Origin of the sequence: Aeromonas sp. D3, assembly GCF_027705025.1 — a bacterium.
GTDB lineage: Bacteria > Pseudomonadota > Gammaproteobacteria > Enterobacterales > Aeromonadaceae > Aeromonas > Aeromonas salmonicida.
This window is the reverse complement of record NZ_JAPDBE010000016.1, coordinates 26,861-52,735: the sequence shown is the minus strand read 5'-3', so window position 1 is coordinate 52,735 and position 25,875 is coordinate 26,861. Positions and strand designations below refer to the sequence as shown.

Annotated in this window: 19 protein-coding genes and 1 pseudogene; 8 read left to right on the top strand and 12 right to left on the bottom strand. The window is 62.9% G+C overall.

Going from position 1 to position 25,875, the window contains the following annotated elements; translation table 11 throughout:
• Positions 1 to 56 precede the first annotated feature (56 nt).
• Positions 57 to 962 carry a LysR family transcriptional regulator gene (locus OKC28_RS11350; protein ID WP_256688235.1) on the top strand — a complete coding sequence of 302 codons (906 nt, stop codon included), beginning with the start codon at positions 57 to 59 and terminating at the stop codon, positions 960 to 962.
• A gap of 85 nt (positions 963 to 1,047) precedes the next feature.
• Here the strand turns inward: OKC28_RS11350 and OKC28_RS11345 are convergent, their stop codons facing one another.
• Positions 1,048 to 1,788, bottom strand: coding sequence for an SDR family oxidoreductase (locus OKC28_RS11345; protein ID WP_256688236.1), 741 nt, complete (start codon positions 1,786 to 1,788; stop codon positions 1,048 to 1,050).
• 291 nt (positions 1,789 to 2,079) lie between these two features.
• Here OKC28_RS11345 and OKC28_RS11340 point away from each other — a divergent pair, with 291 nt between their 5' ends.
• The 3 genes from OKC28_RS11340 to OKC28_RS11330 all read left to right on the top strand — a co-directional run bounded on the left by OKC28_RS11340 (position 2,080) and on the right by OKC28_RS11330 (position 6,279).
• Positions 2,080 to 2,991, top strand: a complete 912-nt coding sequence (locus OKC28_RS11340; RefSeq protein ID WP_059113380.1) for an AraC family transcriptional regulator — start codon at positions 2,080 to 2,082, stop codon at positions 2,989 to 2,991.
• 292 nt (positions 2,992 to 3,283) lie between these two features.
• Positions 3,284 to 5,419, top strand: coding sequence for a TonB-dependent siderophore receptor (locus OKC28_RS11335; RefSeq protein ID WP_059113381.1), 2,136 nt, complete (start codon positions 3,284 to 3,286; stop codon positions 5,417 to 5,419).
• A gap of 89 nt (positions 5,420 to 5,508) precedes the next feature.
• The gene (locus OKC28_RS11330) at positions 5,509 to 6,279 is read left to right on the top strand and encodes a siderophore ferric iron reductase (RefSeq protein ID WP_059113382.1); all 771 of its coding nucleotides are present in this window, start codon (positions 5,509 to 5,511) and stop codon (positions 6,277 to 6,279) included.
• Positions 6,280 to 6,326: 47 nt separating this feature from the next.
• On the opposite strand, the gene OKC28_RS11325 is transcribed toward OKC28_RS11330, so the two are convergent.
• Complete coding sequence (locus OKC28_RS11325) at positions 6,327 to 7,247, bottom strand: LysR substrate-binding domain-containing protein (RefSeq protein WP_270689245.1); 921 nt, start codon at positions 7,245 to 7,247, stop codon at positions 6,327 to 6,329.
• Between the two features lie 230 nt (positions 7,248 to 7,477).
• Between OKC28_RS11325 and metE the strand changes: the two genes are divergently transcribed.
• Complete coding sequence (gene metE / locus OKC28_RS11320; RefSeq protein WP_059113384.1) at positions 7,478 to 9,742, top strand: 5-methyltetrahydropteroyltriglutamate--homocysteine S-methyltransferase; 2,265 nt, start codon at positions 7,478 to 7,480, stop codon at positions 9,740 to 9,742.
• 100 nt (positions 9,743 to 9,842) lie between these two features.
• Here metE and OKC28_RS11315 read toward each other — a convergent pair whose 3' ends face one another.
• Positions 9,843 to 10,961 carry a glycosyltransferase family 9 protein gene (locus OKC28_RS11315; protein ID WP_059113385.1) on the bottom strand — a complete coding sequence of 373 codons (1,119 nt, stop codon included), beginning with the start codon at positions 10,959 to 10,961 and terminating at the stop codon, positions 9,843 to 9,845.
• Between the two features lie 210 nt (positions 10,962 to 11,171).
• Between OKC28_RS11315 and OKC28_RS11310 the strand changes: the two genes are divergently transcribed.
• Complete coding sequence (locus OKC28_RS11310) at positions 11,172 to 12,293, top strand: HPP family protein (RefSeq protein ID WP_059113386.1); 1,122 nt, start codon at positions 11,172 to 11,174, stop codon at positions 12,291 to 12,293.
• A 30-nt stretch (positions 12,294 to 12,323) separates the two neighbouring features.
• Here OKC28_RS11310 and OKC28_RS11305 read toward each other — a convergent pair whose 3' ends face one another.
• Positions 12,324 to 14,258: an amidohydrolase gene (locus OKC28_RS11305; RefSeq protein WP_270689242.1), complete on the bottom strand. Its 1,935-nt coding sequence runs from the start codon at positions 14,256 to 14,258 to the stop codon at positions 12,324 to 12,326.
• A 179-nt stretch (positions 14,259 to 14,437) separates the two neighbouring features.
• Here OKC28_RS11305 and OKC28_RS11300 point away from each other — a divergent pair, with 179 nt between their 5' ends.
• Positions 14,438 to 15,118 carry a TetR/AcrR family transcriptional regulator gene (locus tag OKC28_RS11300; protein WP_059113388.1) on the top strand — a complete coding sequence of 227 codons (681 nt, stop codon included), beginning with the start codon at positions 14,438 to 14,440 and terminating at the stop codon, positions 15,116 to 15,118.
• Between the two features lie 71 nt (positions 15,119 to 15,189).
• On the opposite strand, the gene OKC28_RS11295 is transcribed toward OKC28_RS11300, so the two are convergent.
• The 3 genes and pseudogenes from OKC28_RS11295 to OKC28_RS11285 all read right to left on the bottom strand — a co-directional run bounded on the left by OKC28_RS11295 (position 15,190) and on the right by OKC28_RS11285 (position 18,257).
• Positions 15,190 to 16,443, bottom strand: a complete 1,254-nt coding sequence (locus OKC28_RS11295; protein WP_021138237.1) for a D-amino acid dehydrogenase — start codon at positions 16,441 to 16,443, stop codon at positions 15,190 to 15,192.
• 150 nt (positions 16,444 to 16,593) lie between these two features.
• Positions 16,594 to 18,114 (bottom strand): annotated as a pseudogene (locus tag OKC28_RS11290) (cryptochrome/photolyase family protein).
• Positions 18,114 to 18,257 carry a DUF2256 domain-containing protein gene (locus OKC28_RS11285; RefSeq protein WP_017412211.1) on the bottom strand — a complete coding sequence of 48 codons (144 nt, stop codon included), beginning with the start codon at positions 18,255 to 18,257 and terminating at the stop codon, positions 18,114 to 18,116. The pseudogene OKC28_RS11290 and the gene OKC28_RS11285 overlap by 1 nt, the downstream one beginning before the upstream one ends.
• A gap of 454 nt (positions 18,258 to 18,711) precedes the next feature.
• Here OKC28_RS11285 and OKC28_RS11280 point away from each other — a divergent pair, with 454 nt between their 5' ends.
• Positions 18,712 to 20,097, top strand: a complete 1,386-nt coding sequence (locus OKC28_RS11280; RefSeq protein WP_059113389.1) for a tryptophanase — start codon at positions 18,712 to 18,714, stop codon at positions 20,095 to 20,097.
• A 97-nt stretch (positions 20,098 to 20,194) separates the two neighbouring features.
• Here the strand turns inward: OKC28_RS11280 and pbpG are convergent, their stop codons facing one another.
• From pbpG to nrfE, 5 genes are all read right to left on the bottom strand, one after another.
• Complete coding sequence (gene pbpG, locus OKC28_RS11275; RefSeq protein ID WP_059113390.1) at positions 20,195 to 21,115, bottom strand: D-alanyl-D-alanine endopeptidase; 921 nt, start codon at positions 21,113 to 21,115, stop codon at positions 20,195 to 20,197.
• Positions 21,116 to 21,543: 428 nt separating this feature from the next.
• Complete coding sequence (locus OKC28_RS11270) at positions 21,544 to 21,999, bottom strand: NUDIX hydrolase (protein ID WP_059113391.1); 456 nt, start codon at positions 21,997 to 21,999, stop codon at positions 21,544 to 21,546.
• 123 nt (positions 22,000 to 22,122) lie between these two features.
• Entirely contained in the window at positions 22,123 to 23,313 is a 1,191-nt protein-coding gene (gene nrfF / locus OKC28_RS11265; protein WP_059113392.1) for a heme lyase NrfEFG subunit NrfF, read from the bottom strand.
• Entirely contained in the window at positions 23,310 to 23,879 is a 570-nt protein-coding gene (locus OKC28_RS11260; RefSeq protein WP_059113393.1) for a DsbE family thiol:disulfide interchange protein, read from the bottom strand. The genes nrfF and OKC28_RS11260 overlap by 4 nt, the downstream gene beginning before the upstream one ends.
• Positions 23,876 to 25,831 carry a heme lyase NrfEFG subunit NrfE gene (gene nrfE / locus OKC28_RS11255; protein WP_256688238.1) on the bottom strand — a complete coding sequence of 652 codons (1,956 nt, stop codon included), beginning with the start codon at positions 25,829 to 25,831 and terminating at the stop codon, positions 23,876 to 23,878. Before nrfE ends, OKC28_RS11260 begins: the two co-directional genes overlap by 4 nt.
• Positions 25,832 to 25,875 lie beyond the last annotated feature (44 nt).

The following is a 25,875-nucleotide window of genomic DNA, read 5'->3' as shown; positions in this document are numbered from 1 at the left end:
AAATGTGATTTAATAATCGACTGTAAAATTGATACACTTGTAAGCTGGAATTAATAATGGAGCAGCTCAGACGTTACGCCATCTTCGCCGCCGTGGTGGAGGCGGGCAGCATGACGGGTGCCGCCAAGGCCCTTGGCATGACCCCCTCCGCCGTCAGTCAGCATATCAGCCAGCTGGAGAGCCTGCTCGGCCTCACCCTGCTGCACCGTTCCACCCGTCGCCTCAATCTGACCGAGGCGGGGGAAGTGGTGTGGCAGGGGTGCCAGTCGCTGCAACAGACGCTGAACCAGACTGAGCTGCGCCTTTCCGAGGTGCGCGACAGCCTGCTCGGTGAGGTGCGGATCACGGCGCCCGTGGGGATGGCGGGCCAGCCGCTGGCGCGGGCCTTGTCGCCGCTGTTGCAGGCCCATCCCGGCCTGTGCATCCAGATCATCGCCGACGACGAGAAGCGGGATCTCATCGCCGAGCGCATCGACGTGGCGCTGCGGGTCGGTACCCTCTCCGACTCCAGCCTGGTGGCGCGCAAGCTGGGTCAGACCCGTATGCTGCTGTGTGCCTCGCCCGCCTATCTGGCGCGCAAGGGCACACCGCGCAGTCCGGCAGATCTGCTGGAACACGACTGGCTGGCGGCGGACATGCTGAGCGGGGGCCTGACCTTCTTCGACGACAAGGGGCAGGGCCACAAGGTCAAACCCAAGCCCAGGGTGGTGTGCAACAATGTGCTGCCGCTGCGCCAGTTCACCCTGGCGGGGCAGGGGGTCTCGCTGCAACCCGAGGGGGAAATCGCCGAGGATCTCGCCCAGGGTTGGCTGCTGGAGTTGCTGCCGGGCTTTCGGGTGCCGCCCATGGAGATCCACGCCATCACCCCGCAGCGGGAGATCCCGGAGAAGGTGCGGCGGGTGATCACGGCCCTGCGCAGCCACTTCGCCGAGCCCTCGGGGGCCGTGCCGGCGCGCCCCTGAGCCGGGTGGCAACTGTCTCGTCCCGACTTGCAAACACAGAGGGCAGCCTGTTGGCTGCCCTCAGTCATTCGCCTTGAGCCCGGCGCTATTTCATATAGAGGCCGCCGTTGATGGCCAGGGTTTCCCCCGTGATATAGGCGCCCGCTTCGCTCGCGAGGAAGGCCATGGCGGCGGCGATCTCCTCCGGCTTGGCGAGGCGGCGCATGGGGATGTCGGCCTTGATGCTGTCGAGGATATCGCTGCGGATCGCCTCCACCATGGGGGTGGCTGTGTAACCGGGGGCGATGGCGTTGACCGTGACCCCGAAGCGGGCCCCCTCCGCCGCCAGCGCCTTGGTAAAGCCCAGCATGCCCGCCTTGGCCGCCGAGTAGTTGACCTGACCGAACTGTCCCTTCTGGCCGTTGACCGAGGAGATGTTGATGATGCGGGCATCGCGCTGTTCGCACATGGCGTCGAACAGCGGCTGGGTCACGTTGTAGAGGCTGCACAGATTGGTGTGGATCACCTCGAACCACTGCTCCGGCGCCATGCGCTTGAAGGCGCCATCCCGGGTGATGCCGGCGTTGTTGACCAACACGTCCACCCGGCCCTCGTCTTGCAACAGGCGACCCAGGGTCTCGCGGCACATGGCGGTGTCGGCCACGTCCAGCGGCAGCAGCCGCACCTGATCCGGGCGATAGCCCTGCTCCCCGTACCAGTCGTGGGCCGCCACACTGTTGCCGCTGGAGTGGGTGGCGATGATGCGATACCCCTGAGCCAGCAAGGCAGTGGTGATGGCGGATCCGATGCCGCCACGGGCTCCGGTGATCAAGGCAACTTTTTTCATCTTGGCTCTCCCTGAAAAAGATTCGAACGAGGACTTTATGGGCTTTCAAATCTAATTGATATATTTGTTTTCAAACAATCTGACAGGGAAACGCGTCACTTTTGTGACAGTCTGACAACCTGGCTTGACGGTCTCGTTGAAGGCATAGGTGAGCGCGCGGGGTTGAGCCACAAACAGGGCGTGCGCTGTTCGCCGGTGGCAGCAGACCACTTGCCGCCGGGGCCGCGGCCATGTTTAATGTGGCCACTTGGGCGAGCGTGCCCCTCTGCTGGCAGCGATCCCGACCACCCAATGACACCGACCTTCCCCCTCGCATCCCCTGGCCCAGCGCCACAGGCGAGCGCCCATTTCACCCGCATCGAGCGGGTGCTCGACTACATCCACGGGCATCTGGATCAGCCATTGTCGCTGGAGCAGCTGGCCGAGCAGAGCTGCTGGTCGCGCTGGCAGTTGCAGCGGGTCTTCCTGCACGAGACAGGGCTGACGGTGGCCCACTATGTGCGCGAGCTCAAGCTGAGCCTGGCGGCGGAGGCGCTGCTTTCTAGCCGCCAGCGGGTGCTGGATCTGGCGCTGAACTACGGATTTGGTTCCGAGGTGAGCTTCAGCCGTGCCTTCAAGCAGCAGTTCGGCTGCTCGCCGCTGGCCTATCGCAAACGGGGTCTGCGGCTGGGATTGCGCACCCCGCTGGTGCGAGCGCCTATGCCGCTTGCCAATACTCCCCGACTGGTGCAGGTAAGGGTCGAGAGCCAGCCGGGTTTCATGCTGCAGGGGGTCAAGGGACTGATCCGCGGGCTCTTTGCCAGCTCGCCCGATTTTCAGCAGACGGTGCCCGCCATCTGGCGTGCCTTGCGCAGTGCCGGCGGCCTGGACAGGGCCCGCGATCTGATCGGCGTGGTAGATGTGTCAGGGGCGGGGGAGCAGCTGGCCTACTGGGCGGGCGTGGCGGCAGAGGAGGGGAGCAAGCCGCCGAGCGGGCTGGCTCGTCTGGCCATTCCGCCCCAGGAGTACGCCGTGCTTACCCACGTCGGCCCCATCAGCCAGCTGGGGCAGACCCTCAACTGGTTCATCCTGCACTGGCTGCCCGCCTCGGGTTATCGGGGGCTGGATGGTTTCGAGCTGGAGCGTTACGCCTTAGGCTTCGATGGTCTGCAACCCGATGCCCACATGGAGTACTGGTTGCCCATAGCCCCCCGCCAGGGCTGAACAGTGTGAGCTGTTTAGCTGCAGGGCGCCCATCGTCCGGCCTGTATCACGCACTGTGGCGTCCCGCCATTGGCCGCCATCTCATTAAAGCCTGCCTTTAGAAAAGATAGCCATTTGAATTCAAGGTCTTTCTCCATCGACATCAAAGGTCGTCGTATGGGGCTTTTCTTGCCCCTCGTTTGCCCTTCTTCCTGCCGACATGCCCCAAATTGTTAATTCGAGAGCAAATTTGCACAATAAAATGCAAATGAGATTTGTTACCATTAACTTGTGCCAAGCAGTCGAGGATTAGATGCAACTTGTTCACCCCCCATTGACCCTGGTCGCCGCGACCATCTCCGCCCTGTTGGCCGGCCCCGTGCTGGCCGCCCCCACGCCCAATGCGCAAGGCGCGGTGGCCGATGAAACCCTGACGGTACTGGGCCAGACCTATCGCAACACGGCGACCAAGACCCGGCTCGACCCCATGGAGACGCCCCAGGCCATCTCAGTGGTGGACGGCGAGACCCTGGAGCAGCGTGGTGTGAGCTCGGTGAGCGAGGCACTGCGCTACGTGCCCGGCGTCAATACCGAGCTGCGCGGTGGGGCGGTCAACCGGCTGGACCTGTTCAATATCCGTGGCTTTGACAACTACCAGAACTTCTACGACGGCCTCTTGTTGCAATACAACGACTGGAACCTGCAACCCCAGATAGATCCGGTGGCCATCGAGCAGCTGGAGGTGTTCAAGGGGCCGACCTCGGTGCTCTACGGCAGCATGCCGCCGGGTGGTATGGTCAACCTCATTGCCAAGCGGCCGCAACGTGAGGCCAGACACAGCCTCAGCGTGGCGACGGGCACCGGCACCCTCAAGGAGCTGACCCTAGACAGCACGGGCGCCATCAATGAGCAACTTGCCTATCGTGTGGTGGGACTGGCCCGCCAGAAGGAGGGGCAGGCGGTGACCTCACAGGAGGAGCGCTATGTGTTCGTGCCATCGCTGGACTGGCAGTTGAGTGATCGCACCCTGCTGAATCTGAACCTCTACTACCAGAAAGACCCACAAGCGGGCATCTACACCACGGTGCCGGCCAGCGGCTCGGTCAAGTCCAATCCCCTGGGCCAGCTTGGCAGTGACAGCTTCCTCGGCGACGAGAACTGGAACCACTACAGCCGGGAGGTGACCCTGCTTGGCTACAAGCTGAGCCACGACTTCAACGACAACTGGCAACTGCTGCAAAATGCCCGCTACATGGACGCCTCGGCCAACCAGCAGAACACCTATAACGCAGCGCTGGCGGCGGACCACCGCACTCTGGCCCGCAATGCCTATCTGACCGATGAAGACTCCAGAGGCTTTGTCATCGACAACCAGCTGGCAGGCAAGGTGATGACCGGCAGCGCCCGGCACAACCTGTTGCTCGGGGTCGATTACCAGTATCTGGATGCCCGTATTCTCTACCGGGACACCCTCGACTATTCCGCCCCCGCCATCGACATCTTCAACCCGAACCACAGCCAGATAGTGCCGGGAGCGCTCACCTTCAACTATCAGGACAGCAAGACCATTCGCCAGTCCCAGACCGGCGTCTATCTGCAGGATCAGGTGCGACTCGACCGGCTGGTGGCCATAGGCGGTGCCCGCTACGACAGCTACCGGATGGACACCGACAGCCAGACCCTCTATCAGGGAGCGGCGAGCAACACCCTGGCCCAGATTGATCAGGACAACCTCTCGTTGCGCCTCGGCGCCTTGTACGAGCTGGATCATGGCCTCTCGCCCTATGTGAGCTATGCCGAGAGCTTCGAGCCGGTAGCGGGGGCGGACAAGAGCGGCAAGGCTTTTGACCCTGCTACGGGCCATCAGTGGGAGGGGGGGGTCAAGTATCTTTCCGAGGACATGAGCAAGACCTTTACCGCCTCGGTCTTCCACATCACCAAGCAAAATGCGCTGGTGACGGATCCGGACAACGTCTACGGGCCCAAGCTGCAGACCGGAGAGATGGTCTCCAGGGGCGTCGAGCTGGAGGGACGAGTCGACCTCACCAGCCAGCTGGATCTGGCGCTGAGTTATACCCGCCAGGACATGGAGATCACCCGCGATACCACCAGCCTGCAGGGCAAGACCCCGGTCTGGGTGCCCAAACAGATGGCATCCCTCTGGAGCAACTACCAGCTGGATAACGGTTTACGGCTGGGGGCGGGTCTGCGTTACGTGGGGGAGGCACAGCTTGATGCTGCCAACACGGACAGGGTACCGGATTACCTGCTGATGGACATGGCGGCGTCCTACGATCTGGCCCAACTCAGCCAGCGTCTGAAGGGGGTGGAGGCCTCGGTGAGTGCCAGCAACCTCTTTAACAAGACCTACTACTCCTGCTATGACCAGAACAACTGCTGGTTCGGGGCAGAGCGCAATGTGGAGGCGCGACTCAAATACGTATTCTGACCCTGCGCCCCGGGCCAGTCCCGGGGCCCGCTGCACCACTGGCAGTCCGCGACAATCGCCAGTTCACCGGGGCTGGTGGGCTTGAGGAACTGACCACGGATACACAGGCTAGTGCGCTTGCGGATCATGGGGCCCTGTTTGCCGTCGCTGCCGGGGTTATTCCTTCGCTCAGGGGGCGGCTGGCGGGAGTGGGGGACAGGCCTCATCTGCTGGCGGCTCCCCCCCATTCAACCCCGGCCGAGGTGGCGGCGGCGCTATATGATCACTGGCGGCTTGCGCACCCTGAGGCGGGGCCGGCCTACTGGCTGACCCGCAGCTGGGGAATGCTCTGCTGGCAATCCCTCTATCTGACCATGGCGGCTGTTTATCGGTTGGGCGCCGTCCCCGCCGTCGATCGCATGGGGCAGGACTATCAGGATGGCGTGGTATCCGGTTTTACCCTGCCGGCCGAGCCCATGATCAAGGGGGACGTCAGTCTGTTGATCAAGGTGGCTGGCGAGCGGCTGCAAGCCCACTGGCAGGCGCTGTTCGCGCTGCTGGGCGGGGTGCAGCGACTCAGACCGGGTTTTGTGCGCCCGCTGCTGGCCGATGATCTGCTGGCGGCCCTGGTGCGGGTGCCAGACTTTTTCACCCATGTCAGCCGTGAGCAGGTGAGCGAACATGCGCCGCGCTGGCTCGCCGCCTGTGGCCTGCCAGCCGAGCATCTGGTGGGGTGGCGTCCGGCATCGATCCCGGCCGATACGCTGTCCCCCGGTTATGTGCGCCAGCGCTGCTGCCTGCACTACAAACGCCGCGATGGCGAGCTCTGCGCCAACTGCCCGAGGCGACATGGCGCCACCCACTGCCAGGACGAACCCTGAGGGCACTGGCTTTCCGACTCATCGCAAGCCGCCCCGGGGGCGGCTTTTTACGTCTCCTTCTGCTCACCCATCTTGCTGCGAATGCGCTCGAACAGGCTCTGCAAACAGGGCTGATCCTTGTCGGCGGCGCGCACGGCCCCATACATATGGCGGCGCACACCATTGCCGAGTGGCCTGGCCTCAAGCAGTCCCTGACGCACGAACTCCTCGCAGGCCCAGCGCGGCAGGGCAGCGACGCCGAGCCCGGCGGCGGCCATCTGCAGCATGACGGAGGTATTGTCCACCAGCTTGCAGCGGGCGGGCTCGACCCCGGCCGGTTGCAGGAAGCGGCTGAACACGTCCATGCGGGCCCGCTCCACCGGGTAGACAAGCAGCACCTCCTGCTTGAGATCCTCCGGGGTGATCCGTGCCTGGTGGCATAGAGGGTGATCCGGCGCCATCACCAGGGTGAGATCGAAGGCGAACAGCGGCTCGAAGTGGAGATCCCCGCGGGCCTGTACATCCGAGGTGAGCAGCAAGTCGAGCTGACCGCCGAGCAGGGCATTGATCGCATCAAAGCCGGGCACCGATTCCACCTCCAGATCCACCCCGGGCCACTGGCGACGAAAATCGGGCAAGAGCGGCAGCAGCCACTGAATGCAGCTGTGGCAGTCCAGCGCCAGGTGCAACCGGCCCGCGTCACCGCTGTGCAGGGCCTGCAGCTGTTTCTCGGTCTGTGCCAGGGCGGGCAGCACCTGGCGAGCCAGAGCCAGCAACTGCTGGCCCGCCGCCGTCAGCACCAGGGGGCGGCTCTTGCGAAGAAAAAGCTCCAGGCCAAGACGGGTCTCCAGCTCTTTGAGCTGATGGGAGAGGGCAGACTGGGTCAGATTCAGGCTCTGCGCCGCGCCGGCCAGCGACCCTTGCTCGGCCAATGCGGCCAGGGTTCTCAAGTGTTTGATTTCCAGGCCTGAATTGCTTGGCACTGCCATGACGTGGCTCCTTGTTGCATCAGTTGAAGGCTTTCTTGCATATCCGTTGAACGCTCTCTTACATGTCCGTTGAAGAGGCTCTTGCACGCTAGTTGCGGATTATTTGAGAGCCAGTTGAAGAGTATTCAATAGCCAAGGCCACCTTATCTTGTCATTTTGGATGTGTAAACATCTGGATGGCCAAATCATCCAGTTTCCCATCAGATGAATGAGCATAAGGAATTGGACCTATGACACGAGCACACACACTGGGCTTCCCCCGTATCGGCGCCAAGCGCGAGCTGAAATTTGCCCTCGAATCCTACTGGCGTGGCGAGACCACTCAGGCAGAGCTGGTCGCTGTGGGCAAGAGCCTGCGTGAGCGCCACTGGCAGGCCCAGCGCACCGCCGGGGTCAACCTGCTGCCGGTGGGGGATTTTGCCTGGTACGACCAAGTGCTCGGCACCAGTTTGCTGGTGGATGCCGTGCCTGCCCGCCACCGCCATGGGGATACCGATCTCGACACCCTGTTCCGGGTGGCCCGTGGCCGTGCGCCGACCGGCCCGTCTGCCGCCGCCGCCGAGATGACCAAGTGGTTCAATACCAACTACCACTACCTAGTGCCCGAGTTCAGCCGTGATCAGCGCTTCAAGCTGGGCTGGAGCCAGCTGTTTGACGAAGTGGAAGAGGCCAAGGCGCTGGGGCTGCCGGTCAAGGCCGTGCTGCTGGGGCCCGTCTCCTACCTCTGGCTTGGCAAGGAGAAAGAGAGCGGCTTCTCACGTCTCGAACTGCTCGACCGCCTGCTGATCGTCTATCAGGAGATACTGGCCAAGCTGGCCGCGCAAGGGGTGGAGTGGGTGCAGATCGACGAGCCGGCCCTGGCGCTGGACCTGCCGGACGAGTGGCGTCTTGCCTACCTCAACGCCTATGAGCGCTTGAGCGGCCCCTGCAAGCTGCTGCTCACCACCTATTTCGGCTCAGTGGCCCATCAGCGCGACATCATCACCAGCCTGAAGGTGGATGGCCTGCACCTGGATCTGGTGGCCGCCCCCGAGCAGCTGGAGACCCTGGTCCCGCACTTGCCGGCCCAGTGGGTCCTCTCAGCCGGTGTGATCAATGGTCGCAACGTCTGGCGTGCCAACCTGGCCAAGCTGGCGCCGACGCTGAAAGCATTGAAAGAGAAGCTCGGCGAGCGGCTCTGGGTTGCCTCTTCTTGTTCCTTGTTGCACAGCCCGGTGGACTTGACCCTGGAGCACGAGCTGGATCCCCAGACCCGCAGCTGGTTCGCCTTCGCCCTGCAAAAGTGCTACGAGCTGGGGCTGCTCTCCGACTACCTGGACGGAGGGGAGCTGGACAAGATCACCGCTTACAGTCAGCCCATCGTGGATCGGGAATCCGACAGCCGGGTCCACAAGAAAGCGGTGCAGTCCCGTCTGGCCAGCCTGACCAACAGCGATTTCGATCGCCAGAGCGCCTATCCGGTACGGGCGCAGGCCCAGCGCAATGATCTCAAGCTGCCGCTCTTGCCCACCACCACCATAGGCTCCTTCCCGCAGACCTCGGAAATTCGGGTGCTGCGTCAGGAGTGGCGGGCCGGTCGCATCGACGACAGTGCTTACGAGGCGGGCATTCAGGCCCAGATCAAGGATGCCATCGAGCGCCAGGAAGCCATCGGGCTGGATGTGCTGGTGCACGGCGAGGCCGAGCGCAACGACATGGTGGAGTATTTCGGCGAGCTGCTGGACGGCTTTGCCATCACCCGCTTCGGCTGGGTACAGAGCTATGGCTCCCGCTGCGTCAAGCCGCCGGTGATCACCACGGATATCGACCGCCCGACCCCCATGACCCTCGAATGGACCAAGTTTGCCCAGAGCCTGACCGACAAGCCGGTCAAGGGCATGCTGACCGGGCCCGTGACCATTCTCTGCTGGTCCTTCCCGCGGGAAGACGTGAGCCGCGAGCAGTCTGCTCTGCAGATTGGTCTGGCCATTCGTGACGAGGTGGCGGATCTGGAAGCCGCCGGCATCAAGATCATCCAGATCGACGAGCCTGCGATCCGTGAAGGGCTGCCCCTGCGCAAGCAGGATCACCAGGCATATCTGGACTGGGCGGTGCGCGCCTTCCGCCTGAGCGCAAGCCCTGTGGTGGACAGCACCCAGATCCACACCCACATGTGTTATAGCGATTTCAACCTCATCATAGAGGCGGTGGCTGCGCTGGATGCGGACGTGATCACCATAGAGACCAGCCGCAGCCAGATGCAGTTGCTTGAAGCGTTCGAGCGCTTCAACTACCCCAACGAGATCGGGCCGGGCGTGTATGACATCCACTCGCCGAACGTGCCGAGCCAGGGCTGGATTGAGGGCTTGCTGCGCAAGGCGGCCAAACAGATCCCGGTCGAGCGGCTCTGGGTCAACCCGGATTGCGGCCTCAAGACCCGCGGCTGGGAAGAGACCACGGCTGCCCTCAAGGTGATGGTCGATGCGACCCGGACGCTGCGAGCCGAACTGGCCTGAACAGGCTCTTACCGCTCGGCAGAGAACGCAAGAGCACTGAGATAACGAGAGAGGGAAGGCGCAGGCCTTCCCTCTTTTTTGCATAAGGGCCTTAAGCCCCTCAGGGGGTAAGCAGCAGGGGGGCGCCAGTTTGCGGGTATGGTGCTGGGCTTTGCGGCCTGTGCCACCCCTGCGATGGTGCCTCCCGCGCCAGCGCCTCGGCCAGCCAGCGCCCGTCGAGGGGGATGGCGTTGCGATCCTCGATCACCAGATTGCGGTGCTGGGCGCCGAGGCAGCCGTAGCGCGCCGGGTCTGTCTGGGTGAAGAGGCCGAGGCAGGGCACGCCGCTCGCGGCCGCCAGATGCAGGGGACCTGTGTCGCAACTGACGAAGAGGGCGAGGCCGCGGGTGAAGCGGGCCAGCTCGCTCATGTTGCCAAGGGATAGGTGCAGATCCCCCAGCAGGGGTTGGGGGGAAGCCGGATCTTCGAGCTGGATCAGCAGGGCATCCGGACTGTGGCGGCGCAGATCCCCGAGCAGTCGCCGCCACTGGGTGGCGGAGAGTCCCTTGCCCTTGCGGGCGCCGGTGAAGAAGCCGATGAGGGGGCGGCCCGGGTGGGCCCGCCGCAACGCGGCCAGCGGCGGGCAGGGGGCCAGGATCGCGCTGCCAAGCTCAATCTGCTCCGCCGGGTTGCCATGGCGACCGAGCAGTTGCAGGGGCTGGTGGGCGTAGTGGCAGCCACTGTCGGGGCTAAGGGGCTGATCGAACAGGGCATCCCCCTTGGCGTCGTCAAAGCCGATCTTCTCGCCGGCCCGCACCCAGGCGGCGATCAGGTGATCCGTGCTGGAGGCGAAGGGCACATAGACGCTGTCATAGTGCCGCTGGCGCAGGCGCCATAGCACCGCCAGGGCGCCGATCAGCTGCTTGCCCTGCAAGCGGACCCGATGGATGGCCCCCAGTTGCAGATCGGCGAGAAAGGGGAGCAAGGGGCCGCCGCTGCACACCAGCTCGATCTCGGCGTTGGGGTGATCCCGTCTCAGCCGCAGCAGGAAGGGCAGCAGGAAGAGGTTGTTGCCGATGCGGTTGGTGCTGCGAATGACCAGGATCCGCCGGGGCGCCTGAGGTGAGGGGGGCAGGCGGCCCCGTCTGGCCAGCCAGACGAGGGTGGCCCGCTCCAGCCCGGCGGTCCAGCTGCGGCGCTGGCCATCGAAGCGGCGCAGGGCATCTCTGAGAGTCTTCATAGCGTTTGGCTCCGTTCATGAGGATGGCAGCAAGGTGACAGCCGACCCTTAAGCCAGCGTTAAGAGGGAGGAAAAAGTGCCGTGGAGCCGGTGGCGGCAGGATCAGCGGGCGATAAGCCGGGGGGGCAACCCCTGGCGGGCTGGTATTGGACCGGGGTTACTGGCTAGAATTGCGCATTTGAAATAAATGTTATCGTCTTCGGGAGCAGGATGCAGTTCAGGGATTTTTTGCCGGTATCGACCAATACCAGCCTCAAAGAGAGTTGTTACGGTGCCCTCGGCGCCTTCGTCGGATTGCTGGGCACCGCCTGGCTCTGCCAGTGGGGGCTGGGGCTGGAGGTGCACTGGCTGATCGCCCCCATGGGGGCCTCCGCCGTGCTGCTGTTTGCCGCCCCGGCGAGCCCCCTGGCCCAGCCCTGGTCCATCCTGGTGGGCAACGGGGTCTCGGCGCTGATGGGGGTACTGAGTGCCAGCCTGGTGCCGGACATGGCCCTCGCCTCGGCCCTGGCGGTGATGCTGGCCATCGCCGCCATGTTCCTCACCCGCAGCCTGCACCCCCCCGGCGGGGCCGTGGCCCTGACCGCCGTCATCGGCGGCGAGGGGATCCGGGCGCTGGGGGTGGGCTATGTGCTGCTGCCTGTGCTGCTCAACTCCCTGCTGTTGCTGAGCCTGGGGCTGCTCTACAACCGCGCCCTGGGGCGCCGTTATCCCAATGGCGGCAAGGTGGCGCCCAATCGTCACCAGACGGCGGATCCCCAGCCGAGCGCCCGGCTCGCCACCCAGGACATCGACTTTGCCCTGGACAAGCACGGGGAGCTGCTCGACATCAGCCGCCAGGATCTGCAGGAGCTGCTGCAGGAGGCCCAGCTGCACGCTCTGCGGGGGCGAGTGGGCACGGTGCGCTGTCAGGATGTGATGTCGCGGGATCTGGTGGTCAGCTCCCCAGAGGCGTCAGCCATGGCGGCCTGGGATCTGCTCTCTCACCATCAGATCAAGGCGCTGCCGGTGGCGGACGAAGGGGGCCGATTGGCGGGCATCATCACCCTGCATGATCTGATGATCGACAGGGAGAGCCGCCAGCCCAGGGGGCGGGAGGCGCTCGAGCAATTGCGGGTGGCGGATCTGATGACCCGGGAGGTACGGACGGCGCGGCGCTACCAACCCCTCTACGATCTGGTGGAAACATTCTCCGACGGGGGCTTGCACCACATGCCTGTGGTGGAAGGGGAGCGGCTGGTGGGCATCATCACCCAGTCCGACATGGTGGCGGCCCTGTTCACCCTGGCCCTGCAACCCGGGCAGGCGGAGGAGGCGCCCGCCTGCGAGCCATAAGAAGCGGGCCCCTTGCGGGGCCCGTTTTGTTCAGGGTTTGCGGTAGACGGTCTCCCCCATGAAGACCGTCTGCTCGACCCGGGTCTGTGCGATCTGCTCCGGCGAGCCGGCCTTGACCAGGGCGAACAGGTCCCGGTCCAGCACGATGAAGTCCGCCGACTTGCCCGCCTCGATGGAGCCGGTGATCGCCTCCTGACGGACCGCCCTGGCGCCGTTGATGGTGTAGGCGGCCAGCATCTCGGCAAGGGAGGTGCGCTGACTGGCCCTGAAGTCGTCGCCGCTGCCGGCCGCCTTCACTATGCCGGCGGCCATGTTCTCGAACGGGCGCGGGTCCCGGCTGTCCACCGGGGCGTCGCTGCCCGCCACCAGCACGGCGCCAGCCTGGCGCGAACTCTCGACCGGGTAGAGGGCGTCATGGAGATAGCCCATGGGGTCGTAGATGGCTTCGCTCAGGGACTGTCCCACCCTGGTTGGCTGGATGAAGGGGCTGACCAGCATGTCGTAGGCAAGCTGGGGCGTGGTCCAGGCATAGGTGAAGGTGAGGTAGAGGCCAAGCTCGCCGAGCCGTTTCTGATCGTCCGGGTGCACTACCTGCAGGTGGGCCAGGGTGTGGGGGATGCCGCTCTCCCCGTTGCTGGCGCGAGCCGCCTCCAGGGCATCGAGAGCCACCCGGGTGCTGCGATCGCCGATGCTGTGCATGTGGATGCCAAACCCGGCCCCATCCAGTGCGGTGACGTAGCGCGTCAGATCCGCCTCCTTGTAGTTGACTATGCCGTTGCTGCCCGCATCCTCGCTGTCCGCTGTGATGCTCACCTCGCCGCTGTCGGGATCCAGGGCCAGATGGGGACTGTGGTAGTTCTCCAGCATGCCGGCATTGGGCAGGAAGGGGGGGCTGGTGAAGGGATCCCCCTCCAGCACGCCATCGAGGAAGATTTTGACCGCATCGGCCTTGATCAGCGGATTGTCGGCAAAGGCGCTCCTGACCTGGCTGGCCTTGGCGAGGTGGCCGGCAATATCCAGCTTGCCGCTGTAGTCATCCTGGTGAAAACAGGTGGCGGCAGTGACGCGCATGTGCAGCAACCCACGCTTCTGCATGTTGAGCAGGCGCTGGCGGATGAAATCGGTGGCGCAGGCATCCTGGATCCCGGTTATGCCACGGGAAGCCATCAAGGAAGAGACCGCAGGCAATATCTTGTCATACTCTGCTGCCGCCTGTTCATCGCTGGCGTTGAGCACCGTGGTTTCCGGCACCGGAATGGCGCTGCGAGCCCCCTCCCTGATCACGCCACTGGTCAGGTCAACGTAGGGCTGAAAATGTGCAAACACGCCCCCCGGTGCCAGGGTCACATCGTTGAAACCCACTGTATTGCCATCCTGATCCTGCGCACTGGCCAGCGCTTGCGAGTTGTAGACACTGGCATGACCATCGACCCCAAAGAGCACCACCGGATTGTCTGGCGCCGCGACATCCAGCGCGGCCAGCAGGGTGGCGTGGGTCGCCGTCGGCGTATTGCCGTCGTAGGGGGACCACTGATTGACCACCAGCCAGTTTCCCTTGCCGGAGGCATAACGGGGCAGACATGTTTTTATCTTGTCCGCCAGCTGATCCAGCGTGACGCTCTGACCATCGAGATCGCACATATCCAGTGCCACTGTGCCGAGCAGATGGATATGGTTGTCGTGCAGACCGGGCAATACCATCCGGCCTTTCAGATCCACCGACTGACTGCCGGCCGTCTGATAGGCCTTGGCCCCTTGCAGTGTGCCCACATAGAGAAACTTGCCATCGGCAACCACCATGGCCTCGGCGACCCTGCGTTGCTCATCCTGAGTGTGGATCTTGCCGTTGAGATAGAGGGTTCGTTGCGCTGTTGGCTCCGTGCTCTCCTGGTTGCAGCCGGTCAGCAGTCCGGCCATCAGCAGCAGCGCCGCGCTCAGTGTAAAACTTTGTTGCTTGCCATCCATATGCGATTGCTCTCCCTGGTTAGAATGCAGTTTTTACTGCAAATATGAGCACCTCTGTTTATTGCAGCTTCCGGGATAAATGCCAGCAATTACTGAAAATATTCTTTTTGACTTATATTTTCCTTGTTTCATCATGCAGTTATAAAACCATGCTTGGTGACCAAGGTGAGGGAGTACCCATGTCAGAACCGCCATTACCCACCGATCTCTGTATGCGGCGCCAGCCCAGACAGCAGCGCAGTCAGGAGACGGTGACCCGGATAGAGCAGGCCACTCTGGCCCTGTTGCAGGAGCAGGGCTTTCCGGCGCTCAACACCAACGCCATCGCCACCCGGGCCGGGGTTGGCATTAAGTCGCTCTATCACCTGTTTCCCAACAAGGAAGCCATCATCTGCCGACTGGCCATGGACTGGCTGGCGGCGGTGTGCGCGGCGCAGGAGGCGATCCGCACCCAAGAGTGCGGCTTGCAGGAGACGCTGATACTGCTGGATCAGGCGCTGGACGCGCTGGATACCCGTTTCGTCGGCTATGGTGCCTTGTGGCAGGCGATGGATCTCATTCCGGCACTGCGCGAGGTGGAGCGGGAGCATGAACGAGGCCAGATTACTTTCTGGTCGGAGCGACTGCGTCATTTCGGTTGCCGTTGGCCCGAACCCGCGTTGACGGCGCTGGTGCGCTATTTCTACCGGACGGCGGATCTGGTCAAACAGAGTGCCAAGGAGCAGGGGCCAGCAGGCCAGCGGATGTGGCAGTTGCACCAGCAATGGCTGGCGCAACTGCTGGCGGCAGCCATTGCCGAGCCCGACCCTGAGCGGGTGTGGCAGGCGGTGCCAACGTTGCTGACGGATACCGCGGGCTGAGAGGTGCGAGAAATGGATGTGAAGAGGGAGTGCCTGGCACTCCCTTTTTCATTTGCGACCTCGTGGCAGCCTCAGCCGTAGCGGGCCAGGGTCAGCCCCTCGTCGCTGATGGCCGTCGAGCTGCCGCTGATCAGATCGCTCAGCAGCTGACCCGAGCCGGCTGCCATGGTCCAGCCCAGGGTGCCGTGGCCTGTGTTGAGCCAGAGTCCGGGCACCGGGCTTGGCCCCACCAGAGGAGTGCCGTCCGGTGTCATGGGTCGCAGTCCGGTCCAGAACTCGGCGCGGCTGATATCGCCCCCTTCTGGGAAAAGATCCCCCACCACCATGGCCAGGGTGTCGTAACGCTTGGGATTGAGTGCCAGATTGAAGCCCGACAGCTCTGCCATGCCACCGACCCGGATCCGCTCGTTAAAGCGGGTGATGGCCACCTTGTAGGTTTCATCCAGCACTGTACTGCGGGGCGCCGCATCGGCATCCGTCATGGGCAGGGTCAGGGAGTAACCTTTGACCGGATAGACAGGCAGATCGATCCCAAGCGGACGAAGGAAGCCGGTAGCATAGCTGCCCAGCGCGCAGACGATGGCATCGGCCTTGAAACGCTGCTCACCGGCCCGCACCGCCACGGCGCGCCCCAAAGAGAGCTCAATCTCGTCGATGGCGCAGTTGAAGACAAATTCCACCCCGAGCTTTTGCGCCTCGGCGGCCAGTGCCTTGGTGAAGCGGAAACAGTCGCCGGTTTCATCTCCCGGCAGGCGCAGGCCGCCCACTATCTTGCCACGTACCCGTGCCAATGCCGGTTCAACCCCTTCACAACCACTGGCATCCAGTGACTGATAGGGGACGCCATATTCTTCCAGCACCTCGATATCTCGTTTGCTGGCATCGAGCTGGATCTCGCTTCGAAACAGTTGCAAGGTGCCGAGCTGGCGTCCTTCGTAGTCCAGTGCCAGCTCGTCTCGCAGCGTCTTCATGCAGTCGCGGCTGTATTCGGCGAGGCGCACCATGCGTCCCTTGTTGGTGGCATAGGCTGCCGGGGTGCAGTTGGCGAACATCTTCAGCATCCAGCGCAGCTGGAAAGGATCCGAGGTCGGGCGCACAGTGAAAGGCGCATGTTTTTGCAGCAGCCATTTGGCGGCCTTGAGGGGAATGCCGGGCGCCGCCCAGGGTGCCGCATAGCCGGGGGAGATCTGGCCGGCGTTGGCATGGCTGGTCTCCAGCGCCACCCCGTCCCGCCGCTCCAGCAGGGTCACCTTGTGGCCCGCTTTGGCCAGATACCAGGCGCTGGTCACACCGACCACGCCACCACCGAGTACCACTATGTCCATCTTGTCTCTCCTTGACTGGGGCCATCACCATAATCAGCCGCCACAGGATATTCAACTGGTGTAGATATGATCGGAATATACATCTGGTTACAATTATTTAACTGGTTTTCAATGTCGGAATTGGCTGGTTTGGTGGCATTAACTGTGGCATCAAAGCTGCTCGATATGGATCAGATGATGGGTCGCGGTTGTCAGGGTGGCCTGCTTCTGCACTTCCGTTTGACCATCCCAGTTGGCATAAGGGAGAGCGAGGCGAGGATTGTTGCCAAGCTTGTCCCGATTGCGCCATAAAAAGTGCCAGTAGAGGCTGTTGAACGGGCAACTGTTGTCACCGCTGCGGGCCTTGACGTCATAGTGACACCCTTTGCAGTAGTGACCCATCCGATCCAGATAAGCGCCGCTGCTGGCGTAGGGCTTGCTGCCCATCAGGCCGCCATCGGCAAACTGGCTCATGCCTCGGGTGTTGGGCAGCTCTACTCACTCGATGGCATCCACGTAGATCCCCAAATACCACTCATCGACTTCGTCCGGATTGATCCCCGCCAGCAGGGCAAAGTTGCCTGTCACCATGAGCCGCTGGATATGATGGGCGTAGCCGTGTTCCAGAGATTGCCGGATAGCGTGCCCCACGCAAGCCATGCGGGTTTCTCCATTCCAGAAGTAGGCGGGCAGTTGCCGACTGGCTGCCAGAAAATTGGTGTGGCCAAGCTCGGGCATCCGCTCCCAGTAGAGGGCGCGGACAAACTCGCGCCAGCCGAGGATCTGGCGGATAAACCCTTCGACCTGTGCCAGCGAGATGGTGGCCTGATTTGCCTGCCAGTGGGTTTCGGCCGCACGGATCACCTCGAGGGGATGGAGCATCTTGCTGTTCATGGAGAACGACAAGCGGCTGTGAAACAGGCTCCAGCCCCGCTCGCTCAGGGCATCCTGATAGCGGCCAAAGTGTGGCAGGCAGTGGGTCAGAAAGTGATCGAGCAGTTCGCGGCTCTGGCGTCGGGTGATGGGCCAGGGGAGGGCGCTGGCATCGGCCGAGCCTAGGGTGTTCACCCCGTGATGCAACAGCATGGCATCGATATCCTGCACATCGTTGGCAAACAAGAGCGGGGCCGGGATGGGCTGGCGCTCGGGCAGTTTGGCCCGGTTTTCGCTGTCAAAGTTCCAGCGCCCGCCAAGGGGCTTGCCCCCTTCATCGAGCAACACACCATATTGCTTGCGCAGAGCGCGGTAGAAAAACTCCATCCGGCTGTGGGGATAGCGCTGCCAGCCATCCCTCGGGGTGAGGAAATGCTCGCTGTCGACCTGATGGGCAGGCATGGCGAGCCCCGCAGTCCACTGTTCAAGCTGCGTGGCCAGCCGCCACTCATCCGGGCTCTGCCAGGCAAAGCGGCTGGCCTGGTGGTGGATAATCTGGGCATCGAGCAGGGCCGGCAGGTTCGGCCAGTGCCTGGTTTCATCCAGGGTGAGATAGCAGACTCTGTGACCCGCCTTGGTGAGGGCCGCGGCGAAGGCGCGCATGGCGGCGAAAAAGGCCAGCACCTTCTGACGATGGTGGTGGCAGTAGTCGGTCTCCTGGCGCAGCTCCGCCAGCAGATAGCAGACGTCGGGATCTGGGGTACGAAACCAGCTGTGACTGGCGTTGAGTTGATCGCCGAGGATTAAACGCAGTTCCATCAGGTCCTGGCTCCTTTCTGGTGGCGGCAGCGCTCGCTGCAATAGCGAACCTCCTGCCAGTTGCGGGCCCACTTTCGTCGCCAGGCGAAGGGCCGCAGGCAGACGGGGCATATTTTCTCGGGCAGATGGGGTTTGCGATGCATGATGGCTTCCGGGCCTTGGGTAATGACTGATATGGGGTGCGCGTAGGGAGCTTAACGAACAAGGAGGGCGGGCGGATCATCTACAAGCCTGGCTTGCCGCGCGCATGCGTACTTTGTGAGCAGGCGCACAGCGCGTCAGCGTACCCGTTGTCTGCGGGTTAACCAGCCGTTAACGTGGTGAGGCTGCCAGTTGGCAGCACTGCTTGGCAATCAAGATGGTTTGCCACCGACACAGTTTGCAACCAATACGGAGGGGAGTGATGCCTGTCATGACAGCTAGGCCCCGGGCAGCTTGCCTGCTCGCCCACTGGTATACCCGAGATCCTATTCTCACCTTCGATTTTCCTCACCGCTGACACCCGGCCATGCCTGGCGCGAGCCCAGCTCGCCTCTGACAACCTCTTGAACTTCAATGTGTCTGCAGCACTGGCCTCGCGCCGGTGAGGAGTCTTATATGCGTCGTATACCCGAACCCTTTCGTATCAAGATGGTCGAGCCCATCAAACAGACCACTGGCGCCGAGCGCCGCGCCGCCCTTGAGGCCGCTGGCTGGAATCCCTTCCTGCTGCTGGCCGAAGATGTCTATATCGATCTGCTGACCGACAGCGGCACGGGCGCCATGTCCGATCGCCAGTGGGCCGGCATCATGATGGGGGATGAAGCCTATGCGGGCAGCCGCAACTTCGTCGAGCTGGAGTGTACCGTGCGCGAGTTGTTTGGCTACCAGCATGTGATGCCCACCCACCAGGGGCGAGGGGCCGAGCAGATCCTCTTTCCCGAGCTGGTCAAGCGTTGCAAGGGCAAGGCGCCGGTCTTCATCTCCAACTACCACTTCGACACCACCAAGGCCCATGTAGAGTTGGCGGGCGCGCGGGCCATCAACCTGCTCACACCGAAGGCCCTCGACACCACGGCCCCTTATGCCTGGAAGGGGAATTTCGATCTCGGTCGCCTGACCGACACCATAGAGACGCTGGGGGCCGAGAACGTGGCCGCTGTCATCATCACTGTCACCTGCAACAGTGCTGGCGGTCAGCCGGTCTCCATGGGCAATATGCAGGCTGTTTCCGAGCTTGCACGTCGTCACCATATTCCTGTGGTGATCGATGCTGCCCGCTTTGCCGAAAACGCATGGTTTATCAAGGAGCGCGACCCGGATTACGCCAAGAGCAGCATCAAGGAGATAGTGCGCCAGATGTTTGACCTGGGGGACATGTTCACCATGTCGGCCAAAAAGGACGGACTGGTCAATATCGGCGGTCTTTGCTGCTTCAAGGAGGATCTCGACCTGTTCCGCTCGGTGCAGGTGCGCTGCGTGGCGATGGAGGGGTTCGTTACCTACGGCGGTCTCGCCGGCCGTGACATGGCGGCGCTGGCCATTGGCCTGCGGGAAGGGATGGACGAGGAGTATCTGACCTATCGCATCGGTCAGGTGGCTTATCTCGGCGAGCGGCTGGCCGAGGCGGGCATCCCCATCCAGACGCCCACCGGCGGTCATGCGGTCTTTGTCGATGCCAAGAAGCTGCTGCCCCATATACCGGGGGAGCAGTTCCCGGCTCATGCCCTGGCCTGCGCGCTTTATCTGGAAGGGGGCGTGCGAGGGGTGGAGATAGGCTCACTGCTGCTGGGGCGCGATCCGGCCACCGGCAAGCAGGAGGCGGCGGACTTCGAGCTATTGCGTCTCACCATTCCGCGCCGGGTCTATACCCGGGATCACATGGACTATGTGGCTGATTGCCTAATTGCGGTCAAGACGAGGGCCAGCGAGATCCGCGGTCTAACCTTCGACTATGAACCGCCGCTGCTGCGCCACTTCACAGCCCGGCTCAAGCCGGTCTAAACAGGGCCGGTTTCTTGACCGGCACCATTGGCCACGCAACAGCAAAGCCCCCGCACCAGTGGTGCGGGGGCTTTTTACATTTTGGGATGGACGCGGATTACTGGCTGCTGAACAACTTGGTCTGGGGGCTGGATTGAGCCGTCAGGCTGGTGCGACCCGAGCTCTCCAGCCAGGACTTGATACGCTTGGCATCCGCCACCCTGGCATTGGGGGTATCGGCATTGAGCAGCACCAAGATCACCGGTTCGCGGTTGATCTGGGTTGCCATCACCAGACAGCGACCCGCCTCGCGGATGTAGCCCGTCTTGGAGAGGGTGACCAGCCAGCTGCCTTCGCGCACCAGTCGGTTGGAGTTGAGATAGTGCAGCTGGCGCTTGCCATTGCGTACCATGCGCTGCTCTGTGGCGGAGTATTGCCGGATCAGCGGGTAGGCCGAAGCGGCCGCCACCAGCTTGGCCAGATCATGGGCGCTGGAGACATTGCGCGGATTGAGGCCAGTGCTGTCTGCAAACTGGGTGCTCCACATGCCAAGCATGCTGGCCTTGGCATTCATCGCTTCGATAAAGGCGCGTTGCCCCCCCGGGTAGTGTCTTGCCAGGGCCGAGGCGGCGCGATTTTCCGACGACATCAAGGCAATATGCAGCATGTCGGCGCGGCTGAGGCGTGAACCTACCGCCAACCGTGAACCCGTGCCCTTGAGGCGATCCACGTCGGCCATGGTAACGGTGAGCGTCTCGGAGAGACGCTGATTGGCATCGAGCACTACCAGCGCCGTCATCAATTTGGTGATGGAGGCAATCGGCATCACACGGTTGGCGTTGCGCTCGGAGAGTACCTCGCCGGTGCGCGGGTTGGCGACCACGAAGGAGGCCGAACTCAGGGCCAGATCGCTGCGTTGTTCGAGAAAGCGATTGGGGGAGGGAGATGCTGCTGAAAACGGGTTGGCCTGGACGCTCTCCATGCTGACGGGAATGAGGAAGGCACCGAGCAACAGGGTAAGAAAAGGGCGAATAATCATGATTTGACGCTTCCGTACGACTGACAGGGGTATTTGGCTAGTTATATGACGGTAATTGACGCTTCACAACGTTTAACGGCCCGATATTTCATTTTTATGGGGCCTTGTGCCTTGATATACCCACGTTCGGGGCTATATGGCGACCAGTTCCATGAAGTATCGAGCCATGTATGGGTCTGATGGTCGTCAGAACCCGCTGTCATTGTGACGTGCTATGGTGGCGCACTATATGCCTGTTATGGCCATTCGTTACCACTTTTTTGTGCCCTGGAGGAGGCTGTCGCTCCCGACAGCCTGTTTATCACCCTGGCGCCGGGTAAAACGGTACCAGCGGGCAACCCTCAACAGGCAGGCCGCTCTCGGAGAGGGGGAGGCATCTTATCGTCGAAGTTGTATGATGGCGCAGACGAGAAAAGCCCCCTCTGCGGTTACGAAGGGATAGTCATTTGCATCAGTGCCGAGGGGCTGTTTTCGACAAAATAGTGCCAGATGTGGTCATAGAGCGCCTTCTGCCCGGGAAAGCTCACCAGCGCCTTGGCTTCGGTGAGCGAACACCAGCGATATTCGGTGTGCTCGTCGTTGAGGGTGACCGCTTGATTGGGTGGGCAATAGACCACAAAGACCGGCACCACCATCACGGTATTCGAGGCCGATTCGTAAAACTGCTCAAGGTATTCGCCGCTGTATAGCGCTGTGACGGCGATGCCTGTCTCTTCACCCATCTCGCGAATAATGGTCTGCCAGCCGGTTTCACCCGCCTCAACCGTACCCGCCACATGGCACCAGAAGCCGCCCTTGACCCGCTTCATCAGCAGTATTTTGGCTTGGCCATCGATTTCCGATAACACCACACCGGAGACGGCGTGACAGCGGATAGGGATCATGGGGAAGGCTCCGGTGGTGGAATAAAGGGGCTCGTATTGTTTGTCCTGGATTGGCGTGATGGCAAGCCATTTACTGTTGATATTGGCCTGGACAACAGGGTGAAGGATGGCTCCTCCAACCCGTCAGCCCCCCATCATTCTCGCCGTCTGGATCGCCTCAATCAGCGCCGCACGGTTGATACGAGGGCGCTCGCTATCCAGCAGCTGTTGCCACAGGGCGATGGCCTGGCGGTAGCGGCCGTGCAGGAAGTGATCGGAGGCGAGCAGCATCAGGGCGCTCACTTCCCCTTTATCCTGCTTGAGGGCGCTATCGAGCAAGTGGCGAGCCTCTGGGGTGATCTGCTGGCCTGCCTGGTAGTAGCGCACAGTCGCCTGGGCGGCCAGGGTGGCGGCACTGGCGCCCCCTTCAAGCAGGGCGAGGCGCTGATAGGCAAGCCAGGCGTTGTCGTATTCATCCCGATAGAGATAGAGCTGACCCAGCGCAGCCCAGCTGTCGAGGTCTTGCGGGTTGCGCTGCAGGATTTGATGTAGATCCCCCAGCTCCTTGTCCTGCAGATCCCGCGGACTCAGCCCCGCCAGCGGATCGGGGCGTGACTGATAAGCCTGCCATGCCTGATAGCGGCCGCTGCCGGCATAAAAGGTGGCGAGCCCGCCGACCATCACGATTCCTAACAGCAGAAGGATGCCCTTGTGCTGCGTGTGGCTGCCGGGGTTGCCAGACCCGTGGGTCAGCCGCTCGCGCAGGGCCAGTTCTGCCGCCGGCGTGGCATTGTCAAGATTGGCTGCGGTCAGCTCCTGATAGAGGGGATGTTCTGGGGGGAGACAGGTCTGCTCCCTGAGCATGATCAGGCGATTCAACTTACTGCGCGGGTTGGCCGCTTGCCTGCTGGCAGAGCCGTTGAGCGGGACGGCCTGATCCCCTTTGGCCTTCAGACGGCGTCCCAGAGTGGTCAGCGCCAGTCCCAGCAGCAGGAGGGGACCAGCCCAGAGCAGCAGGGTGCTGGCCTTGAAGGGGGGATCGTAGCGCACGAAGTCGCCAAATCGGCTGGTCATGCGGGCGATCACCTGCTCGTCGCTCTGCCCCTCGTCCACCCAGCGGTAGACCTCGAGCCGCAGATCCCGGGCGATGGGGGAGTTGGACTCCACCAGGTTCTGGTTCTGGCACTGGGGGCAGCGCAGGGCGCGTGCGAGATCCTGGGCGCGGCTCTGTCGCTCCGGGTGCTGGAACTGATAGGTATCGACCCCGCTGGCCAGGGCGCCCACGCTCATACCGAGTACAAGCAGCAGGGTGCAGAGGATGACAGGGGTCTTCATGGTTTGCCCTCCTGCCGGGTGGTCGTTGAGGATGTCAGGGTCGTGGCGCGGGCGGCCTTGAGCTTTGGCACAAACTGGCGCTGCCAGATATCCGTGGTCAAGAGACCCGTGTGGCGGGTGAGCAGGGTGCCATCGGCGGCAAATAGATAGGTTTCGGGCGTGCCGTAGACGCCGAGCTCCAGCGCCAACTTGCCGTCCGAGTCCGCCAGCACGGCGCGATAGGGGTTGCCTGCCTCACCAAGCCAGGCACGCGCCGCTTCGCCCTTGTCTCTGTAGTTGAGGCCGTAGAGGGGCACTGTCTTGGCCAGCTCGGCGAGCAGCGGGTGCTCGGCGCGGCAGTTGGGGCACCAGCTGGCCCAGACGTTGAGCACAAAGGGCTCACCCTTGAGTTGATCGGTGTGGACAAGCCCCCCATCCAGCAGGTTTTCGCTCTGCCACTGGGGCAGGGTATGCCCCAGGGTCGCCTCGTCCTGGCGGTAGGGATTGTTGGCAAGCCCCAGCCAAAGCAAGGTGCCGAGGCCCAGGGTCAGCAGCAAGGGGATAAAAAGGCGCAGGCGGGCGCTCATGATGACTCCTGTTCGAGCTGCTTGTGCGGGGCGGTGACGGATGTTGGTCGGGTCACCAGCAAAGGGCGGCGCCCGGACAAACGCAGGGCTCCCCCCGCCATCATCAGCATGCCTCCCAGCCAGATCCAGCGCACCAGTGGCTTGTAGTGAAGGCGCATGGCGTAGGCGTCCGACCCCATCTTCTCGCCGAGCACCACGTAGAGATCGCCAAACAGACCCCACGCGATGCCCGGTTCATTCATGTTCATGGTGCGCACGCTGTAGTGGCGCCGCTCCGGCATCAGCCGCGCCACCTCCTTGGCGCCTTTGTGCACGCTCAGCGTAATGCGCTCGGCAGTGTAGTTGGGGCCGAGCAGGGGCTCGCTCCCCTCATAGCGAAAGGTATAGGCGCCAAGCTGGTAGGGGCTGCCCGCTTTTAATACTGTGCCCCCCTCCTGGCTGTAGTGGCTCACCTGATTGATGCCAAGGGCACATATGGCGACTCCCAGGTGGGCGAGCAAACTCCCCAGCCGGTTGGCACTCAGGCCATGGGTCTTGAATGAGAAATTGAGCAGCAGGCTTGCCACCAGCCAGAGACTCAGCACGTTGGCGACAAGGCCAATCCAACTGAGGGCGCCAAGATCGCGATACCCCAGGCTGAGCAGGCCGCCCCCCAGCAGACCGAGCAGAGGCGGCACTATCCGCTTGATGGGGGGGCTGGCCGCAAGACATTGCCAGCGCAGGTGCGGGATCTGGGTCATCAGTGCCATCAGCACCAGGGCCAGCGGCACGAAGACAGCGTTGAAATAAGGCGCACCGACCGAGAGCGAGCCCAGGTGCAGGGACTGGAACACCATGGGGTAGAAGGTGCCGAGCAGCACGCAGGCGCAGGCCACGCTGAACAACAGGATGGCGGCGCCCAGCAGCCCCTCTTTTGACCAAAAGCCGAAGCGGGCGTAGGGGGCGCGGGTATCTGCCCGCAGCGCAAACAGGGTGAGCGCCGTGGTCAATAGCAGACCAAGCAGCAGCAAGAGGGTGAGCCCGCGATTGGGATCCACCGCGAAGGCGTGCACCGAGGTGAGCACGCCGGAGCGCACCACAAAGGTGCCGAGCAGACTGAGCGAGAAGGTGAAGATGGAGAGCAACAGTACGCCGTGGCCGTAAGCGCCGCGCTTCTCGCAGACGATGAGGGCATGAAGCAAGGCTGTGCCGAGCAACCAGGGCAGCAGGGAGGCGTTTTCCACCGGATCCCAGAACCACCAGCCACCCCAGCCGAGCTCGTAATAGGCCCACCAGGAGCCGAGCAGGATACCGGCGGTGAGAAACACCCAGGAGCCCAGTGCCCAGGGTCTGCTCCAGTGGGCCACGGCGCCGTCCAGCTTGCCCGAGTGCAGCGCCGCCATGGCGAAGGCGAAGTTGACTGCAAAGCCCACGTAGCCGAGATAGAGCAGGGGCGGGTGAATGATGAGGCCGATGTCCTGCAACATGGGATTGAGATCGCGTCCCTCCAGGGGCCCAGGGAACTGCCGGTCAAACGGGCTGGAGAAGACAAGGGTATAGAGTCCAAACAGCCCCACTATCAGCCCCATGATGGCGAGCACCCGGGCACGGATCAGCGAGTCGACCCGCTGCGAGCAGAGCGCCACCAGGGCGCCCCAGAGCGCCAGCGCAAACACGAAGAAGAGCATGGAGCCTTCATGGCCGCCCCAGACCGCCGCCAGCTTGAAGCCCATGGGCAGGGCGCTGTTGGCGTGCTGAGCCACATAGCTGACGGTAAAATCATCCCGGGCAAAGCAGCTGGCGAGCAGCAGCAGGGCAGCCCCCAGCAGGGCGGCATTGAGCAGTGCCAGCGGCTTGGCACAGCCCAGCAGAAGGGGCGATGCCAGCCTCAGGCCCAGCCAGGGCAGGGTGCCTTGCACCAGAGAGAGCGCCGTTGCCAGCAACAGTGAGAGATAGCCGAACTCCGCCAGCACACAACCTCCGGTTCCATCATGGGTTCCTGTTATGCCGCAGCATC

Bases quoted from the DNA above. Each gene is read 5' to 3' on its own strand.
- OKC28_RS11285 (WP_017412211.1), bottom strand. From the start codon at position 18,257: ATGCATCGCAAACCCCATCTGCCCGAGAAAATATGCCCCGTCTGCCTG.
- pbpG (WP_059113390.1), bottom strand. From the start codon at position 21,115: ATGATTATTCGCCCTTTTCTTACCCTGTTGCTCGGTGCCTTCCTCATT.
- OKC28_RS11270 (WP_059113391.1), bottom strand. From the start codon at position 21,999: ATGATCCCTATCCGCTGTCACGCCGTCTCCGGTGTGGTGTTATCGGAA.
- OKC28_RS11345 (WP_256688236.1), bottom strand. From the start codon at position 1,788: ATGAAAAAAGTTGCCTTGATCACCGGAGCCCGTGGCGGCATCGGATCC.
- OKC28_RS11280 (WP_059113389.1), top strand. From the start codon at position 18,712: ATGCGTCGTATACCCGAACCCTTTCGTATCAAGATGGTCGAGCCCATC.
- OKC28_RS11335 (WP_059113381.1), top strand. From the start codon at position 3,284: ATGCAACTTGTTCACCCCCCATTGACCCTGGTCGCCGCGACCATCTCC.
- metE (WP_059113384.1), top strand. From the start codon at position 7,478: ATGACACGAGCACACACACTGGGCTTCCCCCGTATCGGCGCCAAGCGC.
- OKC28_RS11295 (WP_021138237.1), bottom strand. From the start codon at position 16,443: ATGGACATAGTGGTACTCGGTGGTGGCGTGGTCGGTGTGACCAGCGCC.
- OKC28_RS11340 (WP_059113380.1), top strand. From the start codon at position 2,080: ATGACACCGACCTTCCCCCTCGCATCCCCTGGCCCAGCGCCACAGGCG.
- nrfF (WP_059113392.1), bottom strand. From the start codon at position 23,313: ATGAAGACCCCTGTCATCCTCTGCACCCTGCTGCTTGTACTCGGTATG.
- OKC28_RS11325 (WP_270689245.1), bottom strand. From the start codon at position 7,247: ATGGCAGTGCCAAGCAATTCAGGCCTGGAAATCAAACACTTGAGAACC.
- OKC28_RS11350 (WP_256688235.1), top strand. From the start codon at position 57: ATGGAGCAGCTCAGACGTTACGCCATCTTCGCCGCCGTGGTGGAGGCG.
- OKC28_RS11300 (WP_059113388.1), top strand. From the start codon at position 14,438: ATGTCAGAACCGCCATTACCCACCGATCTCTGTATGCGGCGCCAGCCC.
- OKC28_RS11260 (WP_059113393.1), bottom strand. From the start codon at position 23,879: ATGAGCGCCCGCCTGCGCCTTTTTATCCCCTTGCTGCTGACCCTGGGC.
- OKC28_RS11315 (WP_059113385.1), bottom strand. From the start codon at position 10,961: ATGAAGACTCTCAGAGATGCCCTGCGCCGCTTCGATGGCCAGCGCCGC.
- OKC28_RS11305 (WP_270689242.1), bottom strand. From the start codon at position 14,258: ATGGATGGCAAGCAACAAAGTTTTACACTGAGCGCGGCGCTGCTGCTG.
- OKC28_RS11310 (WP_059113386.1), top strand. From the start codon at position 11,172: ATGCAGTTCAGGGATTTTTTGCCGGTATCGACCAATACCAGCCTCAAA.